This is a genomic window from Acinetobacter sp. AG1 (genome assembly GCF_001005525.1).
Taxonomy (GTDB): Bacteria; Pseudomonadota; Gammaproteobacteria; order Pseudomonadales; family Moraxellaceae; genus Acinetobacter; species Acinetobacter modestus.
The window spans coordinates 50,160-75,086 of record NZ_LBMZ01000120.1 but is presented as its reverse complement, the minus strand read 5'-3'; the positions used below and the strand labels follow the sequence as shown (position 1 = coordinate 75,086).

Sequence of the window (24,927 nt, the reverse complement as noted above, 5' to 3'; positions counted from 1 at the left end):
TGAAATGATTTTATAAACAGTAACATACAGTATGAATTGTTTATTTGTGCGATTAAAAAATGATTACTCAGCAAATTTATAGCCTTGGCTAAGACTATAAATATGATTTAAAAGCTTCGATCGCGCGTGCTCTGCTAGTTTTAAGATCAACAATTGGTTTCGGATAATTGAGATTTTTTGATAAATCTTTTGCATAAGGTTCATGTATGATTTGTGCATCTAAATGCGCAAGTTCTGGCACCCATTTACGAATATAGTCTCCATTGGAATCAAATTTTTGTGATTGGCTAATTGGATTAAATACTCGGAAATAAGGGGCAGCATCTGTGCCTGTGGATGCACACCATTGCCATCCACCATTATTTGCAGCTAAGTCACCATCGATTAAATGTTGCATAAACCATTGTTCGCCGATGCGCCAATCAATCAATAGATTTTTAGTTAAAAACATAGCGCAAATCATACGAACTCGATTATGCATCCAACCTGTTGCGAGTAACTGACGCATACCGGCATCTACAATTGGAATACCTGTTTGCCCTTGTTGCCATTTTTCGAGATTAACCTGATCATCGCGCCAATTGATTTGTTGGGTTGCTGCTTTGAAGGGTAAGTGTTTAGAGACTTGTGGAAAATCAAACAAAATATGTTGATAAAATTCACGCCATAACAGTTCATCTAACCATGTTTGTTGACCTTCAGATTGAATAACAAAATCACCTTGCTGTTGTCGAAACAACGCTTGGATACATTGGCGAATGGAGAGTATGCCAATATTTAAATAGGTAGAAAGCTGGCTTGTGCCTGATATTGAAGGCAGATCACGAGATACTTTGTAGTCCGTTAGATTCTGATCGATGAAATGATCCAATAAATTATGAGCGTGCGACTCACCTACATTCCAAAGAATCGTAATTGGTGGTTTTATTTTCTCTGCACATTCGACTTGTAATTGATGAATGTCTGTTGGAGCTAAAGCAGATAAATCTAATTTAATCGGTTGTTGAATATTGGGTACTGGATAGCATTGAGGTAAAGCATGTTGTAAACGTTGGTAGCATGCTTTTTTAAATGCGCCAAAAACTTGGTAGGGTAGGTTCGATTGATTACGGATAGATGCAAAAGGAAACAGCGTTCGATCATGTAACAGTACGAGTTCTTTTTGATGCTGATTTAAAAGCTTTTGAACATTTGCATCACGTTGGAGTTCATTAACACCGACTTCAATATTCGCATAAATATTTTGAAAATTAATATGTTCTAATAAGCGAATAAAGAATTGGGGAATATCGTTCCATAAAGGAATGGTTTGAACGATTAATGGGATATTCAGGCTATCCAGTTGTTTTTTTAGTTCTTGTAATTGACGCAGATAAAATTCAATTTTAATTGGCGCATCATCATGGCGTTGCCATTGTTCAGGCGATAATAGAACGATTGCGATACATGAGCCTGTTTGAGCCGCATGCCATAAAGCAGCATGATCATGGATTCTTAAATCTTGACGAAACCAAATCAATTGATAGACATGAGACATAAGCTAACAACCATTAAATTTATTAGAAAGAAATTAAATATAATTATGATTTTATCTATGTCTATGTGAAGAAAAAGCAAAGCCGAAGCTTTGCTTTTTTATCTAATTCAAAAATATGAATTAGTGGTGGTGACCACCTGCACCGTGAACATGACCGTGATCTAATTCTTCTTGGCTAGCATCACGGATTTCTACGATTTCAACTTCGAAAGTTAAGTCTTGACCAGCAAGAGGGAAGTTTGCATCAACAATAACGTTTTCACCTTCAACCGCTTTAACGGTTACGATTTGAACGCCATCATCAGTTTGAGCTTGGAATTGCATACCCGCTTGGATATTGTCTACACCTTGGAACATTTGAGCTGGAACTTCTTGTACGAGGTCTGGATTATATTCGCCATAACCTTCAGCAGCTGGAACAGTTACAGTAAATTTTTCGCCTACTGTTTTACCAAGAAGTGCATTTTCTAAACCTGGAATGATGTTGCCCGCGCCGTGCAAATATGCAAGTGGTTCACCTTGAGATTGATCAAGTGTTTCACCCTCAGCGTTTGTTAAAGTGTAGTGGAATGAAACCACGTGGTTATTTGCAATAGCAGTCATGTTGTTTGATCCATTCAATCAATTTAGGTGTACATCATAAAGTGAAAAATAGATTTTGTTGACTATTTTCCACTTTTTGAAACTATTTCGTTATAAATGGGAACGAAATAGAAAATTTCAACTCAATAAAGTTTAATTTTTGGACGTACACGACGTGTCAGAAAATCTTTCATGGTCAGCATTCCTGCTTGGGTATAACCATGAATATTGGCTTGATGTAATCGATACAAAGACACATACATTGTTTTTGCAATAAAACCTTGTACGCTTACATCACCGAGTAATTCTCCAACAGCCTGATTACGGCTTAATGAAACCAAAGAACCTTTATCACTGAAATTAAACATAGGTTGAGGTGAGCCAGATAAACGAGCGGCCATGGCATCTACCAAGAATGTCGCTTGTTGGCTTGCGACCTGTGCACGTGGTCCTAATGGAGGTTGACGTGCATCAAGCTGACAATTTGCACAATCCCCAAAGGCGAATACATTTGGATCTGAATAAGTTTGTAATGTCGCATAGACCATTAAACGATTAATTTTATCGCGTTTAAAATCTGTAAATGACTCTAAAACTTTAGGTGCTTTGACACCTGCCGCCCATACGGTAATGTCCGAATGCAAAACATGACCGTTGCTAAAATAGACATTTGATTCATCGACTTTTTGCACTTTATGTTGCGTCAGAATGTCGATGCCCATTTTTTGTAATTGTTTCGCGCTATGTGTAGCTGTTTTTTCATTGAGCGCAGGCAAGATACGATCTGAGGCTTCGATCAAGGTAATTTTAACTTGCTTTGGATTAATTTTCTTTAACCCATAACGATAAAAATTCTTCGTGGTTTCAATTAGTTCAGCCGCTAATTCAACACCTGTCGCACCCGCACCCACGATACCAATATTCAAGGCACGTTCAGTTGCTTGGTTTTGCGCTTCAATATAAAGATGGAATAAGTCCTGTTGGAAAATATCGGCTTGTTTGCGACTATCTAAGAAATGACAATTTTCACGTACACCTTCAGTTCCGAAGTCATTTGAAACTGAACCAACAGCTAATATCAACGTATCGTAGCTGAGACTCTGAATAACAGGAGTATGTTCTTTAGAAAGTTGAGGCGGTGAAATCGTAATTTGTTTTTGATCTTTATTTACGTTAATTAAGGTTCCAAGGATGAACTCAAAATCATGTTTTTCTGCGTGAGCAAAATAATTGGTTTGTTCTTCGTGAGGATTTAGCGAGCCAGCGGCAATTTCGTGTAGGAGAGGCTTCCATATATGCGTGAGATTTTGATCGATTAGGGTAATTTTGGCTTTCTTTTTCCTGCCAAAACGTTCACCTAATTGTGTTGCAAGCTCTAAACCACCTGCGCCACCACCCACAATCACGATATGATGTAAGGTTTTGCTCATGATTAACCTAATTATTTTTGTGAAAGGATGGTTGGATTATGCCATCCTTTTTTCAACATTGTATGGTTAATCTTGATAAAAATAGTAGGTTTTTTATCCTTGATTTAAAGGATAAAGTTTGGCAGCTTTGACATCATTTGTTGAAAAAAACGAGAATAAGTTTGCAAACCAAATCATAATTTTTTGAAAAATATTCGCTTCTTCAATTTCCACGTTATTTTCAATTTGTAGGCTACGAATTAACTGATTATTTTGATAAACCGTCACTGTGGCCAAATTCATGACTTGCGTCAATGGCGCTGTTAAATGCTGTTCATTGAGTTTGATATTGACGTGTGTTTTTGTCGTTTCAAGTGGTTCAATGGTTTTGATTTGCTGGTTTGTATCAAGCAAATGTATACGCTGTGTGAGTAAATCAAAACTATTTAGATCAATTGGTGTCGCTTGATCGTATAAAGATGTTGTTACGATAGTGGGTTGTTGAGTTTCAACTTTGAAAATTTTCAAAGTCGATTTGATTACAGGAAGTTCAGCAATTAGCTTTTGCTTTGGAATCACTTCTTCATCGCGTGTGTATGTATAAGCTAAATTCATTAATTTATGCGCGACTTCAGCACGTTTTACCGCACTTGGTGTTCCAAGTACCACTACAATCAAACGACGCTTATCAACATGTGGATTTAGAGTCGGGCGCTCAGCGGTTAAAGCCAAGTTGTAACCTGCCGCCTTGGTATAACCTGTTTTTAAACCATCTGCTGTTGGATCCATTTTTAATGCAAGATTCGTTGCACGGTGAAAGCGTTGGTTATAGCTAAAGCTTGGCATTTTTGAATAATGTAAATATTCAGGTGTCTCTTTTACGATAGCTTTTGCTAATAGACTTAAATCTGCTGAAGTTGAGTAATGATCTGTCATGGTGATACCAGCAGGATTACTAAAATGGGTATCTTTCATTCCTAAGGCTTGGGCTTCTTTATTCATTCGCGCAACGAACTGTGGAACACCACCTGAAATTTTTTCAGCAAGCGTAACCGCGGCATCATTGGCAGACATGACAATCAGTCCTGCTAAAAGTTGATCAACAGAAATTTGTTCACCAGCTTTTAAATACATTTGGGATTCATCCCACATGACCGTGCTCACCACAGGTGTTGCGGTTAATACCTCTTCCTTACGTAATTTACCTACTTCGATTTCTTTCAAAGCAATATAAGCCACCATCATTTTGGTGAGCGATGCAGGCGAACGTTGAACATGACTATTATGTTCAGCAATGATTTGACCTGATTGAGCATCTACGATCGACCAAGCTTGCGCTTCAACCGTTTCAGGAGCGATATTGAGTAAATTAGCATGTACTAAATTGGCACATAACAGACTAAACAACGTAAAGAGCGAGAGGAGAAATTTCACGAGAACACCTAGTGCAGCCGATCCAATGGCATGGAAAGCGAAAAAAGCATGCTATGACTTTTTTGTTGCAGAATCCAGCAACTTTTACCAACAATTAAGACATCTACGCATGACTTTGTAAAAAAATGCTAAGCTGTGTGAAACCGTTCCTATTTTTATGATCTAAAACTATGTTGCACTATCAAATTGAGTTTGACGATTATCGCCAACATCTTATTCATGTCACACTTCGTTTCCTTGCTAATCCTAACCAAGAACTTTGGTTACCGACATGGATTCCTGGCAGTTATTTGATTCGAGAGTTTTCAAAACATATTGAATCAGTAAAAGCATCTGATGAAGCAGGGCGGTTACTTAGTATTAAGAAAACGGAAAAGAACCGTTGGCGATTATTCAATACAGATCATGAGTTGATTACGGTTGAATACGATGTGTATGCTTATGATTTATCGGTAAGAGGTGCTTATGTTGATCAAACTCGCCTATATGTAAACCCTGCTTGTGTTTGTTTAGGTTTACTTGATCAAGAACAATCACCATGTGAAGTTGAAATTTTCTTACCGCATGAATTAAAACATTTTCAAATTGCAACAGGTTTAACTGCTAAGAGTTTGGTGAAAGGACGCTATACTTTAAAGACAGATAACTACGATCAGTTGATTGATAGTCCATTTGAGTTGGCAGAGCAAAGCCGTTTTAGCTTCGAAGCAAATGGTATTCCGCATGAATTTGTGATTTCAGGTAAACACAATACAAATCTAGAGCGGTTACAAACTGATATTCAGCAAATCTGTCAGACTGAAATTAAGATGTTCGGTTCTGCACCGTTTCAAAACTATACCTTTATGACTATGGCAACGGGCAATAGTTATGGTGGTTTAGAGCATTGTAATAGCACCAGTTTGATCACACCACGTGATGATTTACCGAAAATAGATGAAGCTGAAGAACCCTCTAAAGATTATCAGCGTTTCTTAGGCTTATGTAGCCATGAATACTTTCATTCATGGTTAGTTAAATTTATCCGTCCTGAAAATTTTACGAATTATGATCTACACAAAGAAGGCTATACGAGCTTATTGTGGATTTTTGAAGGTTTTACTTCTTATTACGATGATTTAATTTTATTACGCAGCGGCGTTATTTCTCAAAAATCTTATCTAGATTTGCTTAAAGCACAGATTGAGCGTTATTTGCAAAATCCAGGGCGCTTTATTCAGTCTGTTTCAGAATCTAGTTTTGATGCATGGGTTAAATTCTATCGTCAGGATGAAAATTCAAATAATGCAGGAACCAGTTATTACAACAAAGGTAGCTTAGTTGCGCTTTGTTTAGACTTGGGCTTACGTTTACGTGGTTCAAACTTAGATGCCTTGATGCGCCGTTTGTATGAAAATACCCAAAATGGCATTCAGGTCAATGAACGCACGATTTTTGAATTGTGTAATGAATTGACAGGGGATAACTGGATTGAACAAATTAATCATTTGATCAATACCACTGATGAATTGCCATTGGATCAACTATTCCCTGAGTTTGGTTTGAGCTATATCGTTAAAAATGACAAAGCATTACCTTTTGGCTTAAAAGTGGTAGATAAAGCTGACGGTGTTATCGTGCAAAATGTTCGCCGTGATAGTGCTGCTGCACAAACTGGTTTGTCTGCTAACGATGTCATTATTGCGATTGATGGTATTAAAGTATCAGAAAAGTTGCTGGCGAAGTATGCAAAACAAAAAGGCTCATTTATAGTTTATGCATTCCGTCGCGATGAGCTCCTACAGTTTGAACTTCATGCTGGAGAGAATCCTCTGAATTCGGTTGAGTTAAAAGTTGAGGATCAAACCAAATTAGAGGTTTGGTTGAAAGGTTGATGCAATTGATAGCGTTGTACGCACCGTTAGCATAAATCGTTGTGTGAATGAGGGAACAGATTCAGTTTCCCTCATTTGTATATCAAAATTTTAATTAAGATTTTTTGAAAATAATTAGTTACCACGATAAGTTGAGTATCCATAAGGACTAATCAAAAGTGGAATATGATAATGTTCAAGATTGCCATCCACAGAGAAAATTACAGGAACTTCTGGGAAAAATGAGCTTTGCTTATTCTTTTGGAACCATTCACCTGTTTTAAAAGTAACTTTGTAAATACCTTTTTGAAGGGCAGTATCTTCAGGATATAACGCTGTGATCCGACCTTGTTGATTGGTTGTACTTTGGTTAAGCTCTTTCCATTGGTTATTTTCTTGTTTTTCTAAAATAACTTTTACACCCGCTGAAGGAAGTCCATTTTCTAAGTTAAGCACATGCACACTTAAAGGGTTTTGCGCAAAGCTAAAAGATGAAAGAAAAATGGCTACGCAAGGAATCAAAACTTTTTAACATCTGACCAATCCTAAAAAATAAAAAATGATTTTAATCATTTGTTCAAAATATAGGTTTAAAAAGTGTAAATGAAACTTGAGTCGAATATTCGTACGGACTTAAACAATTTATTATAGTTAAGCATTTTATAAAATATTTGGCAGAAATGAGTCGGCAAATAGAATTTTAAAAAATGTAGGGTTTAATCGTACAGAAGTACTCAAGCATTGGTATTTCGTAGCGAAATGTCAATATCACGATATATTACATTGACTGAGAAGTAATCAACGCTGATACTCTCATGTTTTATTTAAGCTAACCGGTTCCTTGGTCACAAAGCGTAAGCTTTATACCATTATTTCGTAGCGAAATGTCAATATCACAAGATATTGCGTTGACTGAGATACGTTGAGGACTGATACTCTCAGACCTTAATCAAGCAAACCGGTTTTAATGGACTGGGCCAAAAGCTCGTTCATGAAAAACTCAACCAAACACAAGGGGCTATATATGGCTGGTGGAAAGTCAAAAATCATTTATACACTGACTGATGAGGCGCCATTGTTGGCGACCTATTCGCTACTGCCGATCATTGAGACCTTTACTAAGCCAGCTGGCATAGAAATTGTCAAGAGTGACATTTCTGTTGCAGCACGTGTGCTTGCGGAATTTTCGGAATACTTAAGCGATGAGCAGAAGGTAACCAATAACCTTGCTGAGCTTGGTCGCCTGACTCAAGATCCAGATACAAATATCATTAAATTACCAAATATCAGTGCTTCAGTTGCTCAGTTAACAGCATGTATCAAAGAATTGCAGTCTAAAGGATATGCAATTCCTGATTATCCAGAAAATCCAACAACGGATGAAGAGAAAGAACTTAAGACGCGTTACGGTAAATGTCTTGGTTCTGCTGTAAACCCTGTATTACGTGAAGGTAACTCAGATCGTCGTGCGCCTGCTGCTGTAAAAAATTATGCGAAAAAGCATCCTCATTCAATGAGTGAGTGGAAACAGTGGTCACAAACGCACGTTTCTCATATGGAAGAAGGTGACTTCTACCATGGCGAGAAATCAATGACACTTGATCGTGCACGTAATGTGAAGATGGAGTTAATCACGAAAGGCGGTGAGACAATCGTTCTCAAGCCTAAAGTTGCGCTTCAAGATGGCGAAGTGATTGACTCAATGTTCATGAGCAAAAAAGCATTGTGTGACTTCTATGAGAAGCAACTTGATGACTGCCGTGAAGCTGGTATTTTATTCTCATTACACGTAAAAGCGACCATGATGAAAGTTTCACACCCGATCGTTTTCGGTCACTGTGTGAAAATTTACTATAAGGATGCTTTTGAAAAACACGGTAAGTTATTTGATCAGTTAGGTATTAATGTCAATAATGGTATGGCAGGTCTTTATGAAAAGATCGCAACTTTACCAACTTCACTCCGTGAAGAAATCATTGAAGATTTACATGCTTGCCAAGAACATCGCCCAGCATTAGCTATGGTTGATTCGGCGAAAGGGATTGATAACTTCCATTCTCCAAACGACGTGATTGTAGATGCCTCAATGCCTGCAATGATTCGTGGTGGCGGTAAAATGTGGGGTGCCGATGGTAAACCTTACGATTGTAAAGCTGTCATGCCTGAATCAACTTTCGCACGTATCTACCAAGAAATGATCAATTTCTGTAAGTGGAATGGTAATTTTGACCCACGTACGATGGGTACAGTACCGAACGTTGGTTTGATGGCGCAAAAAGCTGAAGAATACGGTTCACACGACAAAACTTTTGAAATTCCTGAAGCGGGTATTGCGAACATTACTGATTTAGACACTGGTGAAGTGTTGATGTCTCAGAATGTAGAAGAAGGCGATATCTGGCGTATGTGTCAGGTGAAAGATGCACCGATTCGTGACTGGGTAAAACTTGCCGTAAGTCGTGCTCGTAACTCTGGTATGCCTGCGATTTTCTGGCTTGACCCATATCGCCCACATGAAAATGAGTTGATCAAGAAAGTTGAAAAGTATCTAGAAGAACATGATACAGAGGGGCTTGATATCCAAATCATGTCACAAGTACGTGCAATGCGTTATACGCTTGAACGTGTAGCACGTGGTTTAGACACAATCTCTGTGACTGGTAACATCTTACGTGATTATTTAACTGACTTGTTCCCGATCATGGAATTGGGCACTTCAGCGAAAATGTTATCAATCGTTCCGTTAATGGCGGGCGGTGGTATGTATGAAACAGGTGCAGGTGGTTCAGCACCGAAGCATGTTCAGCAATTAGTTGAAGAAAACCACTTGCGTTGGGATTCGCTTGGTGAGTTCCTTGCGCTTGCAGTTTCTTTAGAAGAGCTTGGTCTTAAAGAAGATAATGCACGTGCGAAGTTACTTGCAGAAACTCTTGATCAAGCAACGGGTAAATTGCTTGATAATGATAAGTCTCCATCACGTCGTACTGGTGAGCTAGATAACCGTGGTAGCCACTTCTACTTAGCAATGTATTGGGCTGAAGCGCTTGCTGCTCAAAATGAAGATGCTGAATTAAAAGCGAAGTTTGCTCCTCTTGCAAAAGCCTTGGTTGAAAATGAACAAAAAATTCTTGCTGAATTAAGTGAAGTACAGGGCAAAGCTGCTGATATTGGTGGTTACTACGCTGTCGATCCAGTGAAAGTAAATGCAGTGATGCGTCCAAGTTCAACGCTTAATACGACGCTTGAAACTATTTAAGTTTTAATGCAGAACTAACAAACCTGTTGGTAATGTAAAATACCGATGCGAAAGCATCGGTATTTTTTTATTTATAATATCAAATGGTTGAATTAAAATAGACCCAAATACCAAGGAAATTAATTTAATAGGATATGATGTTGTAAAGATGAAAACTTCAAACACTAATTAAAATTATAGAAGATTGTTTTGATGAAAATAATGGTTAAAAGTAAGAGCTGGAATGAAATCTTAATAAGTTGTACTTTGCTTGTAATTACTTACGGTATCTTGGCAATGCAAGTTGGTATTTATCATAAAAACTTTAATTACAAATGGACTGAGAAATTTATTCGTGAAGATTCTTCATTTAAAATATATAGTTATTATAAAGTAAAAAGAAAAAGCCTTTTTAAGACTTATTATTTAAAAATATATAAAGGAGATCAACTTTTTTATACAGATGAATGTGCCTTATCTTTAGAGAATTATTGTAAATCTATACTTGAAAGAGGAGGCCTACCAATTCAAAACTTAAAATATAAGGAAGGCATGGGGAGATCTAATCAAGATGTTATTTATTATGTTCAGTCTTTTGAGATAATAAATAATGGAGAAAATAAAAAAATTGATTATTCTTTGGTAGATACTAATCCTAAAAAGGGAAATAATATTTTTTTTATAATAATTGCTCTTTTACTATGTTTGGCTGCACATATTTGGATTGTAAGGAAATGGTTTTTAACGAGGAGAAAGGATTTTAGTGAGGTGAATCAATTGGAGTATTGGGTAGTTAAAATTGGATTGCCAGTGAATATGGTTGTGGCTTTTATCTTGTTTTTTAATGAATTTCAGTCTATTTAAGGCTTAAATATAAAAATTTGGAAAAATAAATAAGTTATTAAGGAGCTATTTTATAGCTCCTTAATACTTTAAAAGATATTAACGACCATTACGGCTACGCCCACGTGGTGCTTTAGTATTTGGACGAGTTGTACCATTGGTCTTGCGACGTGGTTTCTCACTTTCATCCATTTGCCAAATACGCTTTGTACCTGACTTTTTCTTGTTGGGATCTTTTTTATCGCCTTCTTTCTTTTTCTGGTGCATTGGTTTACCGCCTGTGCCGCCTGGTTTTTTCACATACGAGCGAGAGCGATAAGGTTGATCTTCAGGTAAATCTTTAAAATCAGGATAAAGCAAAGGCTCGATTTCAGTTTGCTCACCTGGTTGTAAACCTAAACGAACCAAATCAATTACACCAATTTTAGTACGAATTAAGCGTAAAGTTGGAAAGCCAACCGCCGCTGTCATACGACGTACTTGGCGATTACGACCTTCACAAATTTGTAGCTCAATCCAACTTGTTGGGATGTTGGCGCGATAACGTACTGGTGGATCTCGGTCCCATAACCATTCTGGTGCATCTACTTTCATTGCGTTAGCAGGTAACGTCATGCCATCAGCAAGTTCAACGCCTTTACGCAATTGTTCTAATGCTTCCTCAGTTACATCACCATCGACTTGAGCAAGGTAGGTTTTAAATTTTTTATTTGCAGGATTCGTAATGTATTGATTCAGACCACCATGATCGGTAAGGAACATAAGTCCTTCTGAGTCAAGATCAAGTCTGCCTGCCAGACGCAAATCTGGATCATGAATAAAGTGAGAAAGTGTAAGGTGAGCTTCATCCTCACGGAACTGTGACAAAACGTCGAAAGGTTTGTTGAATACAACTATTTTCATATGAGTATACTGCTTTGGCTATGGGCGGCATCATAACAATAAAGGTTTCTATTTAATGGGAAAATGTTGTTATTTCCCGTATAAATCTCAAAAAAACCTGTTTTGAACTAAACTGTTTCATGCAATAAAAACGAAAGTATGCCATAGAAGGCATAGTTATAATCGCTAAATACATGAGGGAGAACCTGCAAAATGGGTTATCAGAAGATCGTGGTTCCTGCTGATGGTGACAAAATCACAGTAAACGCAGACCTGTCACTGAATGTTCCAAATCATCCAATCATCCCTTTTATTGAAGGTGATGGTATTGGTGTGGATATTACACCAGCTATGAAAGCAGTAGTAGATGCTGCGGTGTTAAAAGCTTACGGTGGCAAACGTTCGATCGAATGGATGGAAGTCTATTGCGGTGAAAAAGCAGATAAAATTTATGGCACTTATATGCCTGAAGAAACCTTCGAAGCTTTACGAGAATTTATTGTTTCAATTAAAGGCCCTTTAACCACACCTGTGGGTGGTGGTATTCGTTCACTGAACGTTGCGTTGCGTCAAGAACTTGATTTATATGTTTGTGTGCGGCCAGTACGTTGGTTTGAGGGCGTTCCTTCGCCTGTGCAACATCCTGAACTCACGGATATGGTAATTTTCCGCGAAAACTCAGAAGATATTTATGCAGGGATTGAGTGGAAAGCAGATTCAGAAGAAGCTAAAAAAGTTATTAAATTTCTAAAAGAAGAAATGGGTGTAACAAAAATCCGTTTTGATGAAGGCTGTGGAATTGGGATCAAACCTGTTTCTAAAGAAGGGACACAACGTTTAGTACGTAAAGCCATTCAGTTTGCGATAGATAATGATAAACCTTCTGTGACGTTGGTTCACAAAGGTAACATTATGAAATACACCGAAGGTGCATTCAAAGAGTGGGGCTATGAACTTGCAATAGAGCGCTTTGGTGGTGAACTACTTGATGGTGGGCCATGGGTTAAAATCAAGAACCCTAAAAATGGTAAAGACATCATTATTAAAGATGTGATTGCTGATGCCTTTTTACAGCAAATCTTAATGCGTCCAGCAGACTATTCTGTTATTGCGACGCTAAATTTAAATGGTGACTATATTTCTGATGCGTTGGCAGCAGAAGTAGGGGGAATTGGCATTGCACCTGGCGCTAATATTGGCGGTGCGATAGCAGTTTACGAGGCAACGCATGGAACAGCACCAAAGTATGCGGGGCAGGATAAGGTTAATCCTGGTTCAATTATTCTTTCTGCTGAAATGATGTTACGTGATATGGGGTGGGGCGAAGCTGCTGATTTGATTATCAAAGGTGTTTCTGGTGCAATTGAAGCGAAAACAGTAACGTATGACTTTGAACGACTAATGCCGAATGCAACCCTATTGCGCTGTTCGGAATTTGGTCAAGCCATTATTCATCATATGGAAGATTAAACAAAGCTGAGCTAAAGAGAAGGGTGTTTAAGTAACGCCCTTTTTTGTCGGCATTTTTTTAGTTCTATTGTATTGTTTGTTAATATCGTTCTTTCATAGTGTATTTCACATGATTTTTAACCATATAAATATGCACTGTATCGTAAATTTAGATAAATCTGTATCTATGTTTTATCGGCTAAAAGTTCAAAATAATTGAAAATATTTAGAGTCTGTTGCTATGAAAATGTATCAAGTTGATGCTTTTACCCAAGTATTATTTAAAGGCAATCCAGCAGCAGTCATTGTCTTAGATGAATGGTTGGATGAGTATCTCATGCAAAATATTGCATTAGAGAATAATCTTTCTGAAACGGCTTTTGTTAAAAAGATTGATGAGACAAATTATGAAATTCGTTGGTTTTCGCCAACGGATGAGGTCGCTTTTTGTGGACATGCGACACTGGCAAGTGCATTCGTATTATTTAAAGATTTTACAAGATTAAAAACCATTCAACTTCATGTGCGTGAGTTGGGGATTTTTATCGTTAGCCAAGCAGCAGACGGCAAGATTAAAATGAATTTCCCTATTCGAAAAGCTGAACTTATATCTGAGTATCCTCAGGAACTTCGAGATGGTTTAACCAAGCCATTTAAAGCGGTTTATCTGAATGGTCAGGCGTATATTGTTGAATATGAAACAGTCGCTGATGTATTAAACGAGCAGCCTGATTTTGAAAAATTAAAGCAATTAGGCGCATTGCGTACTGCAATTACTGCATCTCAACCTGATGTTGCTATTACAGCGAGAGGCGAAGGTCAGTTTGATTGTGTATCTCGCTATTTTGCTCCTGCGATTGGGATTAATGAAGATCCTGTTACGGGTTCGATTCATACTGCAATTGCACCTTTATGGGCTGAAAAACTTGATCAAACTCAGCTTATCGCATATCAGGCATCAGTTCGAGGTGGGGTTTTAGAGTGTGTTATTGAGTCTGAAGATCGTATTGAAATTTCAGGTTATGCAAAACTGTATATGCAGGCTGAACTGACGATCTAAATTTTAACTAAACCGCTATAAAAACATAGAAAAAAGCTGTTTAAATACACAGCTTTTTTCAAAACATAACTATTAAAAATATAAACCATTATCTAGTATAGCTTGTTGTTTTTATTTAAATCACCAAAAAAACTCGGATAATCTATGTTAATGCGGTTTAAGCAGCTTACTCTCTCACTTTGTTTGATCGGGTTGAGTGCAACGTCTTGGTCTCAGACAGTACTCGTAAAAAGTGAAAAAAATATTGAAGAATACAAATTAGATAATGGTTTCAGAGTTATTCTTGCACCAAATGATAAAGAAAATAAAGTCTATGTAAATACAGTGTATTTAACAGGCTCTCTTAACGATCCTAAAGGGAAAAGTGGTCTTGCTCATTTGCTCGAACATTTGGCATTTAAAGGCACACAAAATGTAAAAGGTGAAGAGTTCCAGCGTCGTTTGGACCAATTCACGTTAATGACCAATGCCAGTACCGATTATTACTCAACTAAATATTTAAATATTGTTCGTCCTGAAAAAAATGCACTGAATGAAATTCTATACCTTGAGTCTGAGCGTATGGATAAATTAGTGCTACAAGAAAAATTTGTTCCATCTGAAATCGAAATCGTAAAACGTGAACGTGAAATTCGTATGGATCAACCGTTTGCAGTATTGATGGACCAGATGTGGAAAGCGGCTTATGGCAATCAATATTTAGGTCGATTGCCGATTGGTGATTTGCCTGAATTGAAGTCTATAAAAATGAATGAACTAAATCAGTTTTATAGAACATGGTATGCACCAAATAATGCCGTAATGGTCATTTCTGGAAAATTTGATAAATCAGAAGTACTAAATAAAATTGATCAATATTTTAGTCCGATTCCTGCACGTACTGTGCCTGCACCTGTTCAAGTTCCAGTCTTAGATTCTAGTAAGGTTGAGCAGCGAAAATTCACTGTGCAAAAGGGCAGTGATCTTGCTAAATTCCACATATATATGAATGGAAAAAATACGCAACTACAGCCAGCATTAGCACTTGCACCAGCACTTTATACCATGCAGCCTAGTGGTACGCTGTATAAGAGCATGGTAGAAACAGGAGTGAGTACAGCTGTTCAATCGACGACATGGCTGGACCAAGATTTTAATATGGTCTTTATGGGTGCGGTGTATGCGCCGAATCATGATGCAAAGAAAGTTGATGATGCGTTGATTGATGGTGTTGAGAATATTCAAGCATTTACCGACGCAGAATTACAACGTATCAAAACTATTACTCAAAATACCGCTGATACGATTGCAAATGATGCCGTTGCTTTGGGTTCTCGCCTTAGTGATTATGCAGTGTCTTCACACGGACAATGGGATCAGTACTTCAAAGATTTGCAAGCTATTCAAGATTTAAAATTGAATGATGCCAATCAAACATTAAAACAGTTTTTAGTGTCATCTCATCGTATTTCGGGAGATATTCTACCTACGCCTGAAGATCAAAAGAAAGCGATGACGCTCAAGGCACAAGATAAACCTAAAACCTTAGATCAAAGTGCCGAAAAACCTGAACCTTTGAAAGATGTTGCTATTTATCAACAAGAAGTAACTCAATTTGTTGCACAGTCTGCGCAGCAACTGCAAAAAAATGAGCAAAAAATTCAACGTGGCGAATTAAAGAATGGTATTCGCTATGCTTTATTCCCAACCACAACACGCGATGACAAAACCTATGCCACGATTAGCCTAGATTTTGGTACGGAAAAATCACTGTTTGGTAAAGGGGTGACCTTAGATTTAACCAGTTATTTGATGTTGCGTGGTTCCGAAAAACATACACTGCAAGAAATTACAGATAAAGCGATTGCTGCAAGTGGTGGAGCATCTATCACTTCAAATGGTAATGGTTTAACAATTGGGATTCAGGCAAAAAAAGATAAATTTGAAGATTTTTTAAACTTTATTGTCGATGTGATGAAGCAACCTAAATTTGCACAATCGGAATTTGATTTGGCAAAAAATCAAAGCTTATCTGCTTTAGATCGACCTTATACTGAACCTGCTGTAGTCGCATCTATGACTTTGGCAAGATTACTTGAAACCTATCAACCAGGTGATTTGCGTTATCACTTTGAACCAGAGTTTGCGAAGAAGCAGTTAAATGCGGCTACGCAAGCACAGGTGAAGCAATTCTATGATCAATTCTTTGTGACAGATCATGGTCAAATTGCTGTGACAGGTGATTTCGATCCGAAAAAAATGCAAAACACACTACAGAAAGCATTTGGACAATGGAAAACGAAACAGCCGTACCAAAAAATTACTTCTCCTTATGTTGCTTTCAAAGCTGAAAAAGTCCATGCACTATCCGAGCAACGTGAGTTTGGTAGTTATCAAAGTATCCTGACTATTCCTGTAGGTGCTTATCATCAAGATGCTCCTGCACTCATTATCCTTAGCCATATTATGGGTAACTCGCAATTGTCTTCTCGCTTGGCGCAGGAATTACGTGAGAAAAATGCACTTGTTTATGGATTTGGAAGCAATCTTGATCTAGATTCTGATACAGATAGTGGATCAATTAGTATTACTGCGAATTATACAGCTGGTCGTTCTGATCAGGTTTCTCAATCTGTTCATAAAGTATTAACTGATTTGCTAAGTAAAGGCGTGACTGAACAAGAGGTTGAAGCAGCCAAATCCGATATTATGAAGAAGCGTGTGACTTCATTAGAAGATGAACGAAATATTCATAGTATGCTTACGGGTCAATTAGAGCGAAATAAGACATTGATGGATCGTGCTGAACGAGATCAAGCACTTGCAAAGTTGAGTAAATCAGATGTAGATGCTGTAATTAAAAAATACATCAAATTGGATCAGTTTGTGGAAGTGATGGCTGACCAATATGGTAAAGCCCAAGACTTAAAATAACAGACCAAAAGAAAGCCACCATTAGGTGGCTTTCTTTTTACGTTTAGATTATTTGTGATCGTGTTTATGCGTATGAAAATCTTCATTTTTACGGAAGCGTAAGTAATTTTCAAACTGCTCGCAATATTCGTCAAAGTTATCTTCTAACATCATTTGAAATTGTTGCAATAAATAAGACATGACTTGCTCTTTGGCATCACGCATTTCATTGCCATCTTTAAAATTATTTGCTGCAACCCACGTATTAAAGCGAGCCGTTGCAAATAACATGGCAGCGCTGACTTGTCCGCGTAACTCTTCTGGTTTGGGTTGCTGTCCTTTTTGTGGGCGGCAAAACTCATTGGCTTGTTTGATAAATTCATCTGCTCGCTCAAAAAATATCGCATTTAAAGCTTCTTCTTCTGTCACATCAGTGGCATTAATTTTTTGAGACATGATTTTTCCCAACAACAAATAAGACACGATATTATAGACAAAGCCTTGTGGAAACTAAACCTTTGGCTTAATCTAAAATAGCCTAAGTAATTAGAATAATCACTATGCAAGATGCGATTGCAATTCAAAGCCTTAAAACAGATATCGCTTTACTACGTCAACATATTCATCCACCACAATATTTAGAGCATGTCGAAGGTTTGCCGATTTATTATGGTTTAAAGGACGAGGTCAATGAATATTATCGACAATGGCAACCTTTGATTGAAAGGGCGCAACAACTCTGTCAGCCTTTTATGGAGGATGATGTCGTTGATGCAATTCATTTACCGAGCCATCTAAATTTGCCACTATTTTTCTTTCATGTAGATCGTATTCGAATTAATAAAACACGAGCTAAAGAATCTAAGACTTTCCGTGGCGTGGCGGCTTTGCTCGAAAAATGTGGGCAATTTGAGACCGATCAGATTTTTGCGATGCAGGAATGGTTGGGGAGTGATGATACTGCGGCTTTGGTGGCACATCGTGAGTTTATTGATTTACGAACTTATGTCTTTCAACATGGACAAAGTGAATATACGCGTACCCGTTTTTATATGAATGGCGTGATTTTAAGTGTTGAGCCGCATTTTAAATTGGTAGATGCGCGTGATAAGCCGCGTAAGCAGCGTAATGATAGTTATAGTGACCCGCTTGCTGATAATGGGACATGGAAGATTTTTGGGAAATATCGGTAGGGTTTGATAATTTCTTATCAAGTCACGCTTTTCATCCCCCCTCTTTTTCAAAGAGGGGTTAGAGGAGATTTATACTGATCAGTATGTGGGTTTGAGTAGAGATTGCTACTTCCAAAAAATATCTTTAGCCGATAAATGCTGTAACTTTTTATTAGCTTTCTTCGCGACATGAGGCTGTTGTGCTTTTACCCAACCTAAAGCAAATAAAAATTGTGGTTGTTCTAGCGCCTGTTTTTCAAAAATCTGTTCCGCCACAAAGAGATCATTATAAAAACCTAAATATTCCTGAATTGGCTCAAGTTTATTTAGAAATTGCTGAACCTCTTTTTCAGGATAAAGCCCAGAAATAAAGTCGATGCAATAACGCAATTGCTTGATACGCTTACGAGTACGATGTTGTTGTTTAACTGTAAGTGTAGAAAACTGAGTCGCGTCCATTAAAATTTTATGAAAAAGCTTGCTCAAACTTTTATTCACTTGTTTAGATAATTTTGATTTCGATTCATCACCACAATATATAAAACTAAATAATGCTAAGAATAGCTGTGTTGTTTTAGCTCCGCTGAAAAGCTTGGAGATATTGGAATCTATTTCAGCACCAAGAGGAAATTCAAAATCACAGCTTTGTTTTATAAGCGGAATCACAGAATCCTGAATTGCATCGTGATCACGTGATTGCCCCAAAGCCCTAAAAAGTTCTGCTAATTCATTTTCCCACGTTGGATCAATCTGTGCTGACCAATTTGAAAAATGTTTTAAAGCCGAACGTAAGCGACGCAAACCGACACGTGCTTGATGAATATGATCGGCTTCAGCGACACCATCGGCAATTGCGGCAGCATTCGGCAATATCTGGTTTAAGGTATTTTCGACGATCAGTTTAAGCGACTGTTCTGCGCTAAGTTCAGATTCTAAATTTAGCATTTTGGCTTTGGTCGCAGGAGAAACACGTTTGCCAACCGCCAGTAAATTACCGCGTTCTGCTTTGCTACGTACATCAAGCCATAATTGATATTTATCTACCCATGTCTTGGCAAAATCAATTAAGTCCTGTGCTGCTCCTTGTTTGAGTTCAAATTCGACTTCACAAATTTTGGCTTGATCGGTTGGAGTACGAATTTCACCATCATCTAAGCAAACTTCAATTTGTGAACCTTCAAACTCAAACACATGGAAACTTCGTTGTACGTCTGTTTGAAACTGTAATTCTAGCTTAGCAGGAGCATCACCTAAAATCTCACGTAGCACCGTTTGAACGGTTCGATTGTGCTGATAAAGTGATAAATCGAGTTCTGGTTCTTGTTCACATTTACCCAGATAAATATCTTCTTCAATGCGCTGTAAATGATTTTTACTGGCGGCTTTAAAGGTTTGTACCCAATGCTCACCTTCTTGGCGTAAACGGATAGCGACATGGTTTTTGGCAAGTAAGCGGTCAGCGGTATCATAATATTTGGCTTGGAGCTGAATTTTTTGCGCTTTTTGCTTATTTAATGTTTGTAAAACCGTTTTTTTCTTAGATTCAGGAAGTTGAAATTTAAGCTCTATTTCCATGATGTTATAACTCCTGAGCGTAAACAATGATAAATATAAAATGAGTATAACGGTTTGATCTTAAGAATAATTGTAAAGTTGTTTTAAGTCCGGATACGATGACACCTAATGACTTTATTTTGTGCAAAAAATGAATTAACGTGTGAACAATCTTGCACGATTAGGATGATCAAGAAATGAATGCACCAGCAAATATAACTAAGCCAGTTGAATTTTCATTACCGATTAAAAATTATAATGAATTCTATTATTTCTACCTGACGGAGCATCGTAGTATTATGAGCCGCCGATTGCATGTCGCAGGCAGTTCAATTGGCTTATATTTCTTTAGTAAAGCAATTCGTCAGCGCAAAGCAAAATACTTCGCTTATGGCTTGGTTTCGGGTTATGCCTGCGCTTGGGTTGGTCATTTCTTCTTTGAACACAATAAACCTGCTAGCTTTAAACAGCCATTTTATAGCTTCATTTCTGACTGGCGGATGTTGTCAGACGTTGCGCGTGGGCGATTAAGTTTGGTTGATCGTCAGTTTGATAAAATTGATTCTTAAAAAAAATTTTTTTTAATACGATAAACGACATCTACTGTCGCAAAGCTGCTTTGGCAGCTTTTTTATTACCAATTGTTTAAGTAATATAAGAAAAAACAAGAGAAATCATAATAATGGAACAACTTAATCCTTCCGATTTAAAAGCAATTTTACATTCTAAACGTGCCAATCTTTACTACCTTGAACATGCACGTGTTATGCAAAAAGATGGTCGAGTTTTATATCTCACAGAAGCCAAAAATGAAAACCAATATTGGAACATTCCAATCGCCAATACCACGGTCATTTTATTGGGTACAGGCACATCCATTACCCAAGCTGCAATGCGGATGCTCGCCAGTGCAGGGGTGTTGGTCGGTTTTACAGGTGGCGGTGGAACGCCTTTATTTATGGGGAGTGAAATTGAATGGATGATGCCACAAAGTGAATATCGCCCTACGGAATATATGCAGGGGTGGATGAGCTTTTGGTTTGATGATGCGAAACGTTTAGAGGTCGCAAAACAATTTCAGTTCGCCCGTATTGAGTTTATTCGTAAAGTTTGGGCTAAAGATCGGGATTTACAAGCCGAAGGATTTTATCTGGATGACCAAGATATCACTCAAGCGTTAATAGGATTTGAAAAGAAAATTCCGCATCAAAGCAAAGCTGGTGATTTATTGCTTGCTGAAGCACAAATGACCAAGCAACTTTATAAGATTGCGGCAACACGTTGCAAACTCAGTTTTGAACGCAATCCTGAACAAGGAGATTTAGCCAATGATTTTTTGAATCATGGTAATTATCTCGCCTACGGTTTAGCCGCAACCACGCTTTGGGTGTTAGGTATTTCTCATTCATTTGCTGTGATGCACGGTAAAACTCGACGTGGTGCTTTGGTGTTTGATGTCGCTGATTTAATTAAAGATGCTGTGGTTTTACCTTGGGCATTTATTTGTGCCAAAGAGGGTCTGACTGAGCAAGAGTTTAGACAGCAGTTACTGCAAAAATTCACTGAATATCGCTGTTTCGATTGGATGTTTGATCAGGTGAAAACGCAAGCTTGTAAAAACTTTAATACAGAGGTAAGTGAATTATGATTGTGACCTTCATTAGCCAGTGTGAAAAGAAAGCGATTCCTCGAACTCGCCGTGTACTCGATGCTTTTGCTGATCGAATCGGGGATAACACTTGGCAAACAGTCATTACCGAAGATGGTTTGATTGCTGTTAAAAAATTGTTGAGAAAGACCGTTACTAAAAGTACAGCGGTCAGTTGCCACTGGATTCGTGGTCGTCGTAGAAGTGAGTTGCTGTGGGTCGTTGGAAATCGGAATAAGTTTAATACGCAGGGGATTGTGCCTGTAAATACCACGAAGAAAAAACTAGATCAAAATAAATGGGAAAATGATTGGCATTATTTACCTCTTATTAAAGCGTTGGTTGCAGTGTCCGCACTACTTCACGATTGGGGCAAAGCAACGGTTTTATTTCAGCAGAAACTCCTCAGTAAAAACAATCAATTTAAAGGTGATCCTTTACGGCATGAATGGATTTCCTGTCTTTTGCTCAATGCATTGGTTCAATCATCTGGCAATATTAAATCTGATGAAGCATGGCTAAATTTATTTATCAGTCAAAGCTGGAATGAAGAATTACTCAAACAAACGATTGTGAAAAATTCAGATCAATCAAAAGTTTTGGATCAACTTCCACCTTTAGCACAGTTGGTCGCATGGTTGATTGTGTCACATCATCGCTTACCTAGTTTAAAAGATGATAAAGCATTAAAAGAATATACGGTTGAACCTGCAAATAGCATCGTTGAATTGTTTGAATTTATCGAAGCAGATTGGGGCTACCAAAATAAATTTGAGGAAAAAGAGTATCAACAACGTCTTAAATTGTGTTTTGAGTTTAAACAAGGTTTGTTGACTCAGTCATCTGAATGGAACAAGCAAATTAAAAAATGGTCAACACGTTTATTTCAAGAGTCTCAAGCATCACAACAGATTTTTGTTGATGGCAGTTGGCGAGTGATTTTACATCATGCACGGTTATGTCTCATGTTGGGTGATCACTATTATTCATCTTGTGAGGCTGATAAAACGTGGAAAACCAATTTATCACTCGTTGCAAATACTGACCCAAAAACGAAACAAGCCAAACAATTTTTAGATGAGCATTTAGTACGGGTCAGTGACAATGCAATTCGAGTTGCTCAGTCTTTAAGTCGCTTAGCCGATGACATGGAACCCGCTTATGATATTCAAAAATTAAAAAAGAAAAGTCCTCAAGGTTTTGAATGGCAAGATCAGGCAGTGAAAGGGATACAACAATTTATTCAAAAAAATGAGGGAGTGGAGAAACAAGGTTGGTTTATTGTCAATATGGCGAGTACGGGTAAGGGTAAAACGATTGCCAATGCTAAAATTATGCAAGCTCTATCCAAAGATGGGCAATCATTACGCTATATCTTAGCTTTAGGACTCAGAACATTAACTTTACAAACTGGTGATTCATATCGTCATGATATTGGTTTGAGCAATGATGAGCTTGCTGTTTTAATTGGTTCAAAAGCTGTTCAGGAATTACATCATCAAAATATAAAAAATACTCAACAAGATGAAGTCAGTATTGAGGAAATAGGTTCAGAGTCACTAGAAGAACTATTAGACAATGAACTTGATTATGACGCTATGCCTCAAGCAGAGTTTATGAATGCTTTATTTCCAAAGCATCAGGAACAACGTAATAAAGCTTTTTTATATAAACCTGTTTTAGCTTGTACCATTGATCATATGATGGCAGCCACGGAAACTAAACGTGGTGGGAAATATATTTTACCCAGTTTAAGGCTGTCATCTTCAGATTTGGTGATTGATGAAGTTGATGATTTTAATGGTCAGGATTTAATTGCGATTGCCCGACTGGTACATTTGGCAGGGATGCTAGGGCGAAAAGTGATGATTTCCTCGGCAACCATTCCACCTGCATTAGCTGAGGGTTTCTTTAATGCGTATCAGCAAGGTTGGTCATTGTATTGTGCGTTTAAAAAACTTAAAAATACAAATATGACTGCAATGTGGGTCGATGAATTTAAAACTAAAATTCAAATGATTGATGCAAGCAAATCAAAAGAAACGATACAGCAATATAAGAATACACATGATCAATTTATTGAGCTTCGAGTAAATGCATTAAGTAAACAAATCGTAAAACATCGAGCTTATATTATAGATTGCGCTGACCTTGTTGCAGAAAAAGAAGTACAACGTTTAGATCAAAGTTTACAGTCGCAATATTTTGAACGAATTAAGCAGAATGCTGAACAATTGCATCTAAATCATTACAGCATCGATATTAAGACAGGCAAAAAAGTTTCTTTTGGTGTGGTACGCATAGCGAATATTTCGCCATGTGTCGCGCTCACTCAATATCTATTAAATGCCGAGTGGTCACAAGGAATTGCACCTCGTGTCATGACATATCATAGTCGTCAAGTTTTGCTATTACGTAGTGAGCAGGAGCGACATTTAGATCAGGTTTTGAAGCGCAAAGAAAAAGTAGGAGAGCAGGCAACTGCATTTTCAGAAAATGTGATTCGACAGCATTTAGATTCAACAGAGCATGAACATGTTGTTTTTATCTTGGTTGCTACGCCAGTAGAGGAGGTTGGCCGAGATCATGATTTTGATTGGGCAATTGTAGAGCCATCCTCTTATCGCTCTATCATTCAACTTGCTGGGCGGGTATTACGGCATCGAAAACTGGAACAGGATATTCAAAAACCGAATATTGCTTTGATGCAATATAATTTGAAAGGCGTACGAAAGGCGAAGGTCGCATTTGAAAAGCCAGGTTTTGAAATGAATAATGATAAATTCAAATTACAGACCAAAGATCTAAAAGAATTACTCGATATTTCAAATGTTGATTTTAATATTAATGCCGTTCCACGTATTCAGGCAAATCAACCTTTACAAGCTATAAAAAAATTGGCTGATCTTGAACATGCTGTCATGGCTGATGCTTTAACTTCATATAATAAAGTGGGTGCGAAGCCCCTGAATGCGTGGTTGACTCAAAACTGGTTTTTAACGGCTTTACCTCTGCGATTTACGCCTTTTAGACAAAGTTCACCTAATATTCAGCTTTTTGCAGTATTAAAAAATCACAAGCTTGTATTTTGTGTAAAAGATGATTTTGGAAAGTATATTGATCGTAATGGTTTTTATAATATTCATCACATGCAATTAAACGAATTAGAACAACAAAGATTATGGTTAAATCGAAATTATTACGACATTTTGTGTCATTTTGCTCTTGATAAAGTGAATGAAAATGAGGATATTGAAGAAAAGATAGAAACATTATCAGAACGTTATGGGGAAATCATGTTACCTGAATATGATGAGAATAAAAGACTTGTTTATTCGGAACAATTTGGACTTGTAGTTTTAGATAAATAATAAATG

18 protein-coding genes are annotated in these 24,927 nt (G+C 37.5%); 10 read left to right on the top strand and 8 right to left on the bottom strand.

Features of this window, described 5'->3' with window-relative positions; translation table 11 throughout:
* Positions 1–94: 94 nt before the first annotated feature.
* From AAV96_RS14055 to AAV96_RS14040, 4 genes are all read right to left on the bottom strand, one after another.
* On the bottom strand, positions 95–1,537 hold the full coding sequence (locus AAV96_RS14055; protein ID WP_046739755.1) for a cryptochrome/photolyase family protein: 1,443 nt from the start codon (positions 1,535–1,537) through the stop codon (positions 95–97).
* 120 nt (positions 1,538–1,657) lie between these two features.
* The gene (locus AAV96_RS14050) at positions 1,658–2,140 is read right to left on the bottom strand and encodes an FKBP-type peptidyl-prolyl cis-trans isomerase (RefSeq protein WP_004663295.1); all 483 of its coding nucleotides are present in this window, start codon (positions 2,138–2,140) and stop codon (positions 1,658–1,660) included.
* A 122-nt stretch (positions 2,141–2,262) separates the two neighbouring features.
* Positions 2,263–3,549 carry an NAD(P)/FAD-dependent oxidoreductase gene (locus AAV96_RS14045; RefSeq protein WP_046739754.1) on the bottom strand — a complete coding sequence of 429 codons (1,287 nt, stop codon included), beginning with the start codon at positions 3,547–3,549 and terminating at the stop codon, positions 2,263–2,265.
* A 93-nt stretch (positions 3,550–3,642) separates the two neighbouring features.
* Entirely contained in the window at positions 3,643–4,962 is a 1,320-nt protein-coding gene (locus AAV96_RS14040) for a D-alanyl-D-alanine carboxypeptidase PBP6B (protein WP_046739753.1), read from the bottom strand.
* Between the two features lie 170 nt (positions 4,963–5,132).
* On the opposite strand from AAV96_RS14040, the gene AAV96_RS14035 reads away from it, so the two are divergent.
* Complete coding sequence (locus AAV96_RS14035; protein WP_046739752.1) at positions 5,133–6,836, top strand: M61 family metallopeptidase; 1,704 nt, start codon at positions 5,133–5,135, stop codon at positions 6,834–6,836.
* Positions 6,837–6,950: 114 nt separating this feature from the next.
* Here the strand turns inward: AAV96_RS14035 and uraH are convergent, their stop codons facing one another.
* The gene (uraH, locus tag AAV96_RS14030) at positions 6,951–7,337 is read right to left on the bottom strand and encodes a hydroxyisourate hydrolase (RefSeq protein ID WP_046739751.1); all 387 of its coding nucleotides are present in this window, start codon (positions 7,335–7,337) and stop codon (positions 6,951–6,953) included.
* Positions 7,338–7,839: 502 nt separating this feature from the next.
* Between uraH and AAV96_RS14025 the strand changes: the two genes are divergently transcribed.
* Positions 7,840–10,071, top strand: a complete 2,232-nt coding sequence (locus AAV96_RS14025) for an NADP-dependent isocitrate dehydrogenase (RefSeq protein WP_046739750.1) — start codon at positions 7,840–7,842, stop codon at positions 10,069–10,071.
* A 192-nt stretch (positions 10,072–10,263) separates the two neighbouring features.
* On the top strand, positions 10,264–10,914 hold the full coding sequence (locus AAV96_RS14020) for a hypothetical protein (protein ID WP_046739749.1): 651 nt from the start codon (positions 10,264–10,266) through the stop codon (positions 10,912–10,914).
* Between the two features lie 78 nt (positions 10,915–10,992).
* Here AAV96_RS14020 and AAV96_RS14015 read toward each other — a convergent pair whose 3' ends face one another.
* Positions 10,993–11,796, bottom strand: a complete 804-nt coding sequence (locus AAV96_RS14015; RefSeq protein WP_046739748.1) for a pseudouridine synthase — start codon at positions 11,794–11,796, stop codon at positions 10,993–10,995.
* Between the two features lie 192 nt (positions 11,797–11,988).
* On the opposite strand from AAV96_RS14015, the gene icd reads away from it, so the two are divergent.
* From icd to AAV96_RS14000, 3 genes are all read left to right on the top strand, one after another.
* Positions 11,989–13,245, top strand: coding sequence for an NADP-dependent isocitrate dehydrogenase (gene icd, locus AAV96_RS14010; RefSeq protein WP_046739747.1), 1,257 nt, complete (start codon positions 11,989–11,991; stop codon positions 13,243–13,245).
* A 220-nt stretch (positions 13,246–13,465) separates the two neighbouring features.
* On the top strand, positions 13,466–14,284 hold the full coding sequence (locus AAV96_RS14005) for a PhzF family phenazine biosynthesis protein (RefSeq protein WP_046739746.1): 819 nt from the start codon (positions 13,466–13,468) through the stop codon (positions 14,282–14,284).
* A gap of 144 nt (positions 14,285–14,428) precedes the next feature.
* Positions 14,429–17,197: a M16 family metallopeptidase gene (locus AAV96_RS14000; protein ID WP_046739745.1), complete on the top strand. Its 2,769-nt coding sequence runs from the start codon at positions 14,429–14,431 to the stop codon at positions 17,195–17,197.
* Between the two features lie 48 nt (positions 17,198–17,245).
* On the opposite strand, the gene AAV96_RS13995 is transcribed toward AAV96_RS14000, so the two are convergent.
* Complete coding sequence (locus AAV96_RS13995; RefSeq protein ID WP_046739744.1) at positions 17,246–17,632, bottom strand: DUF3144 domain-containing protein; 387 nt, start codon at positions 17,630–17,632, stop codon at positions 17,246–17,248.
* Between the two features lie 104 nt (positions 17,633–17,736).
* Here AAV96_RS13995 and AAV96_RS13990 point away from each other — a divergent pair, with 104 nt between their 5' ends.
* Positions 17,737–18,369, top strand: a complete 633-nt coding sequence (locus tag AAV96_RS13990; protein WP_046739743.1) for a hypothetical protein — start codon at positions 17,737–17,739, stop codon at positions 18,367–18,369.
* A 105-nt stretch (positions 18,370–18,474) separates the two neighbouring features.
* Here AAV96_RS13990 and AAV96_RS13985 read toward each other — a convergent pair whose 3' ends face one another.
* The gene (locus AAV96_RS13985; protein ID WP_046739742.1) at positions 18,475–19,923 is read right to left on the bottom strand and encodes a CYTH and CHAD domain-containing protein; all 1,449 of its coding nucleotides are present in this window, start codon (positions 19,921–19,923) and stop codon (positions 18,475–18,477) included.
* Between the two features lie 176 nt (positions 19,924–20,099).
* On the opposite strand from AAV96_RS13985, the gene AAV96_RS13980 reads away from it, so the two are divergent.
* From AAV96_RS13980 to cas3f, 3 genes are all read left to right on the top strand, one after another.
* Positions 20,100–20,471 (top strand): DUF962 domain-containing protein, encoded by a 372-nt coding sequence (locus AAV96_RS13980; protein ID WP_046739741.1) that lies wholly within the window; start codon positions 20,100–20,102, stop codon positions 20,469–20,471.
* 113 nt (positions 20,472–20,584) lie between these two features.
* Entirely contained in the window at positions 20,585–21,550 is a 966-nt protein-coding gene (gene cas1f, locus AAV96_RS13975) for a type I-F CRISPR-associated endonuclease Cas1f (RefSeq protein ID WP_046739740.1), read from the top strand.
* The gene (gene cas3f, locus AAV96_RS13970) at positions 21,547–24,921 is read left to right on the top strand and encodes a type I-F CRISPR-associated helicase Cas3f (RefSeq protein WP_046739739.1); all 3,375 of its coding nucleotides are present in this window, start codon (positions 21,547–21,549) and stop codon (positions 24,919–24,921) included. The genes cas1f and cas3f overlap by 4 nt, the downstream gene beginning before the upstream one ends.
* The last annotated feature ends 6 nt before the right edge of the window (positions 24,922–24,927 follow it).

Coding starts and splice junctions, on each gene's coding strand:
- AAV96_RS14045 (WP_046739754.1), bottom strand. CDS start 3,549: ATGAGCAAAACCTTACATCATATCGTGATTGTGGGTGGTGGCGCAGGT.
- AAV96_RS13995 (WP_046739744.1), bottom strand. CDS start 17,632: ATGTCTCAAAAAATTAATGCCACTGATGTGACAGAAGAAGAAGCTTTA.
- cas1f (WP_046739740.1), top strand. CDS start 20,585: ATGGAACAACTTAATCCTTCCGATTTAAAAGCAATTTTACATTCTAAA.
- icd (WP_046739747.1), top strand. CDS start 11,989: ATGGGTTATCAGAAGATCGTGGTTCCTGCTGATGGTGACAAAATCACA.
- AAV96_RS14020 (WP_046739749.1), top strand. CDS start 10,264: ATGAAAATAATGGTTAAAAGTAAGAGCTGGAATGAAATCTTAATAAGT.
- AAV96_RS13980 (WP_046739741.1), top strand. CDS start 20,100: ATGAATGCACCAGCAAATATAACTAAGCCAGTTGAATTTTCATTACCG.
- AAV96_RS14000 (WP_046739745.1), top strand. CDS start 14,429: ATGTTAATGCGGTTTAAGCAGCTTACTCTCTCACTTTGTTTGATCGGG.
- AAV96_RS14035 (WP_046739752.1), top strand. CDS start 5,133: ATGTTGCACTATCAAATTGAGTTTGACGATTATCGCCAACATCTTATT.
- AAV96_RS14025 (WP_046739750.1), top strand. CDS start 7,840: ATGGCTGGTGGAAAGTCAAAAATCATTTATACACTGACTGATGAGGCG.
- AAV96_RS14055 (WP_046739755.1), bottom strand. CDS start 1,537: ATGTCTCATGTCTATCAATTGATTTGGTTTCGTCAAGATTTAAGAATC.
- AAV96_RS14050 (WP_004663295.1), bottom strand. CDS start 2,140: ATGACTGCTATTGCAAATAACCACGTGGTTTCATTCCACTACACTTTA.
- cas3f (WP_046739739.1), top strand. CDS start 21,547: ATGATTGTGACCTTCATTAGCCAGTGTGAAAAGAAAGCGATTCCTCGA.
- AAV96_RS13990 (WP_046739743.1), top strand. CDS start 17,737: ATGCAAGATGCGATTGCAATTCAAAGCCTTAAAACAGATATCGCTTTA.
- AAV96_RS14005 (WP_046739746.1), top strand. CDS start 13,466: ATGAAAATGTATCAAGTTGATGCTTTTACCCAAGTATTATTTAAAGGC.
- AAV96_RS13985 (WP_046739742.1), bottom strand. CDS start 19,923: ATGGAAATAGAGCTTAAATTTCAACTTCCTGAATCTAAGAAAAAAACG.
- AAV96_RS14015 (WP_046739748.1), bottom strand. CDS start 11,796: ATGAAAATAGTTGTATTCAACAAACCTTTCGACGTTTTGTCACAGTTC.